Annotated in this window: 3 protein-coding genes and 1 pseudogene; 2 read left to right on the top strand and 2 right to left on the bottom strand. The window is 70.6% G+C overall.

Annotation, left to right across the window (positions count from 1 at the left end; translation table 11 throughout):
* Positions 1-624, top strand: a 624-nt coding sequence (locus tag IH13_RS0128070) for an alpha/beta hydrolase (RefSeq protein WP_031088767.1), incomplete at its 5' end; no start/stop codon positions are given.
* 77 nt (positions 625-701) lie between these two features.
* Here IH13_RS0128070 and IH13_RS0128065 read toward each other — a convergent pair.
* Together IH13_RS0128065 and IH13_RS0128060 are read right to left on the bottom strand one after the other, a co-directional pair.
* Positions 702-1,751: an NAD-dependent epimerase/dehydratase family protein gene (locus IH13_RS0128065; RefSeq protein ID WP_234433420.1), complete on the bottom strand. Its 1,050-nt coding sequence runs from the start codon at positions 1,749-1,751 to the stop codon at positions 702-704.
* Between the two features lie 149 nt (positions 1,752-1,900).
* The gene (locus IH13_RS0128060) at positions 1,901-2,848 is read right to left on the bottom strand and encodes a methionyl-tRNA formyltransferase (protein WP_031088765.1); all 948 of its coding nucleotides are present in this window, start codon (positions 2,846-2,848) and stop codon (positions 1,901-1,903) included.
* Positions 2,849-3,097: 249 nt separating this feature from the next.
* Here IH13_RS0128060 and IH13_RS0128055 point away from each other — a divergent pair.
* Positions 3,098-3,823: pseudogene (locus IH13_RS0128055) on the top strand (SidA/IucD/PvdA family monooxygenase); the annotation flags it as partial.
* Positions 3,824-3,831: the final 8 nt, after the last annotated feature.

The raw sequence follows: 3,831 nt of genomic DNA, 5'->3' as shown, positions 1-3,831 counted from the left end.
AAGCCGATCGGCGGCGTCGTCGGCCCCGCCGAACTCATCGACTTCTTCCAGAGCGCGCCCTACTACGACTCCATGTGGGCCCCCATCGCCCAGACCTGGAGCGACTACCGGGGCGGCGACACCCAGGCGCTGATCGACGCCGCGGCCCCCGACCCGTCGGACACCGCGGGCAACGCCTCCTCGGAGAACGGCAACGCGGTTTACACGGCCGTCGAGTGCACGGACGCCAAGTGGCCCACCAGCTGGCAGCGTTGGGACCGCGACAACACCCGGCTGCACCGCGACAACCCGTTCATGACGTGGGCCAACGCATGGATGAACCTGCCGTGCGCCACCTGGCCGGTCAAGCAGCAGACGCCGCTGGATGTGCGAACCGGGAAGGGCCTGCCCCCGGTGCTCATCGTGCAGTCCACGCGCGACGCCGCCACGCCGTACGCGGGCGCCGTGGAACTGCACAAGCGGTTCAAGGGCTCCCGCCTGATCACCGAGAAGGACGCCGGTTCGCACGGTGTGACCGGACTGGTCAACCCGTGTGTCAACGAGCGGGTGGACACCTACCTGCTCACCGGTAGGACGGACCGGCGCGATGTGACGTGTGCCCCGCACGCCACGCCGACCCCGTGAGCAGCGCCTGACCCGGTGGGAGCGGACGGCCACGGCCCCCCAGCCGGCCGCCCGCTCCCGTCCGGTGCGCCGCGGGCTCAGCCCCGCCGGTCGTACCGCTCCAGCCAGGCGTCCTCCGCCGCGTAGTCGAAGAGCGCCTCGCCGTAAGCCCGCCGCATCGCGGGGAACGCCTCGGCCCACCCGCGGTCCCGCAACGCGGACACGAGCCACTGGACCGTCCCCGGCAGCGAATCCGCGTACCCCGTCACCGGCCGGTAGCCCAACTCCTGTTCGGCGGCGGTCATGTCGTAGACGATCGGGTTCGGGGCGCTCCAGGGTGTCTCGCCGACGTGTCCCTCCGGCGGCGGGCCGTCCACCGTCACCGTCTCGGTCTCCCGGCCGAGCACGGCGTCCACGGCCGCGCCGATCCCGGCGACGGTCGGAGCCTCGGGGTCCCCGGCGTTGAGCACCCTTGATCCCGGCCGCAGCGCGGCGAGCCGGATCAGCTCGGCGACGTTGGACACGTGCACCGGATGGAACCGGGACGTCCCGCCGTACGCCAGGACCCGCCGCCCGCGTCCGTCGAGCGCGCGTTTGACGAAGTACAGCTCGCGCGGGGTCCGGCAGTACGGACCGTGTACCGCTCCCGCCCGCAGCAGGGTCACCGGCAGGGTGCCGCCTGCCGCGAGCAACCCCTGCTCCAGCTCCACCTTCCGTGTGGCGTACGTGGTGCCGCCGGGCGCGACGGTGGGCTGCGTCTCCGGGATCGGCACCGGATAGCGCGGGGCGCCGTCCGGCCGGTCCTGGGTGTCGAAACCACGCCCGTGCTCGTCCACGTACACCGCGCCGCTCGATACGACCACGGCCGACCCGATCCGGCCGGCCAGGGCGGTCAACTGCCCGGCGTGGGTCCCGCCGTACGCGACCATGTCGACCAGGAGGTCGCATCCGTCACCGAGCGCGGACGCCAACGCCCCCTCCTCGTCGCGGTCCAGCGCCACGGAACGGACGTCCGCGTCCCACGTCCGGTCCCGGCCACCACCGCGGGAGGCCGCCGTCACGTCCCAGCCGTCCTCCCTCAGGGCCCGTACGGCCGCCCGCCCGATCTGTCCCGTGGCGCCCAGCACACATGCTCGTCCTCTGCTCATGGGGCGACGCTACGGGCGGTCTCCCGTCCGGGACCAGAGCGGTCCGCCGTCAGCGGATTCCCCGCTCGGCGTCACGCCCGGGAAGGCGGGCGGGGCCGGAGCACCCGGGACCACGGCCCGGTGCGACGGCCCCGCGACGGGCCGGTGGGTCAGGGGCGGCCGGTCAGGTAGCCGCCCATGGAGGTGAAGTACTCCGTCGCCGGCAGCTCCCGGCCGTCCTCGGTGCGGACGCGCCTGACGGCCAGACCGTGGTTGCGGCCTGTGCGGGCGTCGGCACCCGCGACGATCACCACGCCGTCGCCCTCGCGGTAGAAGATGCGGCCGGGCGTTCCGCCGTAGCGGTTCTGGGACACCGCCGCGGCGAGGATCTCCAGCCGCTCGCCCCTGTGGTAGGTGAAGGCGCTGGGGTACGGCTCGGACTGGGCGCGCACCAGGCGCTCGAGGTCCTCCGCGGGCCAGTTCCAGTCGATGCGGATGTCCTCGGCGGACCGCTTGTGGAAGAAGGTGGCCTGGGAACGGTCCTGCTCGGTGAACTCCGTCTGCCCGGCGGCGATGAGGTCGAGCGCGCCGATGGTGACCGGGGCGATCAGCTCCACGGTCTTGTGGAAGAGGTCGGTGGCGGTGTCCGTCGGACCGACCGGGACCGCTTCCTGCCGGACGACGGCACCGGCGTCGAGCTCGTCGTTCATCATGTGCGCCGTGACGCCGACCTCGGACTCCCCGTTGATCAGGGCCCAGATCAACGGCGAGAAACCGGCGTACTTCGGCAGCAGCGAGTCGTGGACGTTCAGCGTGCCGTGGGGCGGGAGGCGGAAGACGCGCGGAGGGATCCACGTCCGCCAGTTGTTGGCCACGATGATGTCCGGGGCGGCCTCCTGGAGGCGCTCGAACAACTCCTCGTCGTCAGGGCGGTTGCGGATCAGGACGGGAACCCCGTGGTCCTCGGCGAGGTCGGCGACGGAGTCGCTCCAGATCTTCTCGTACGCGTGCTCACTCCTGGGGTGCGTCACCACCAGGACCACGTCGTGCTCGGAGTCCAGGAGGGCTTGCAGGGTGCGGTGCCCCCAGGTCTGGTATCCGAACATGACGACCCGCATGGGGTTCCTCCTCAGAGCAGGGACTGATGAACGCCCAGTAAAGCAAGGCTTACCTTAGCTCGCAATGCGCCTCTGGTGGATCGCAGTTGGCGGGAGTGCCGGTGGCGGATGCCCGCTCCGTGCGGTGTCGACAGCTCCACTCGATTAGCTTAGGCTCACCTAAGTTCCATGTGGGCCGCTCTGTCGGTGTGTCCGCACTTCGCTCTTTCCCCACGCTTCACAGCGACTTCCCCGCACGATGGGAGTGACATGTCACAGGTCCGTCCTGGCGACGTACCACCGGTCCACGACCTCATTGGCATCGGCTTCGGACCGTCCAATGTGGCCATGGCGATCGCCCTGGCCGAGCACAACGCGCACACCGGCACCCACGAGGCGGTCACCGCTCACTTCTTCGAGCAGCAGCCGCGTTTCGGCTGGCACCGCGGCATGCTGATAGACGACGCCACCATGCAGGTGTCCTTCCTCAAGGACCTGGTGACGCTCCGGAACCCGAGCAGCGAGTTCAGCTTCCTCTGCTACCTGCAGAGCCAGGGCCGGCTGGTCGACTTCATCAACCACAAGAACTTCTTCCCGCTGCGCGTGGAGTTCCACGACTACTTCGAGTGGGCGGCGGCCAAGGTCGACGACATGGTCTCCTACGGCCACGAGGTCGTCGGTGTCTCACCCGTCGTCCGTGACGGTGCCGTGGAGTACCTGGATGTGACGGTCCGTTCGCCGGAGGGGCTCGCGCTCCACCGGGCCCGCAACCTCGTCATCGGCACCGGACTCAGCCCCCTCATGCCCGAGGGCGTGGAGCGCGGGGACCGCGTCTGGCACAACTCCGACCTGCTGGCGAAGGTCGACGGGCTGAACGGCACCTCGCCCTCCCGGTTCGTCGTGGTGGGCGCCGGTCAGAGCGCCGCCGAGAACGTCGCCTACCTGCACCGCCGCTTCCCCGACGCCGAGGTCTGTGCGGTCTTCTCCCGCTACGGCTAAAACCC

The sequence above is a fragment of the Streptomyces sp. NRRL WC-3549 genome, assembly GCF_000721935.1.
Taxonomy (GTDB): Bacteria; Actinomycetota; Actinomycetes; order Streptomycetales; family Streptomycetaceae; genus Streptomyces.
This window is presented reverse-complemented; position numbering and strand designations above follow the sequence as displayed.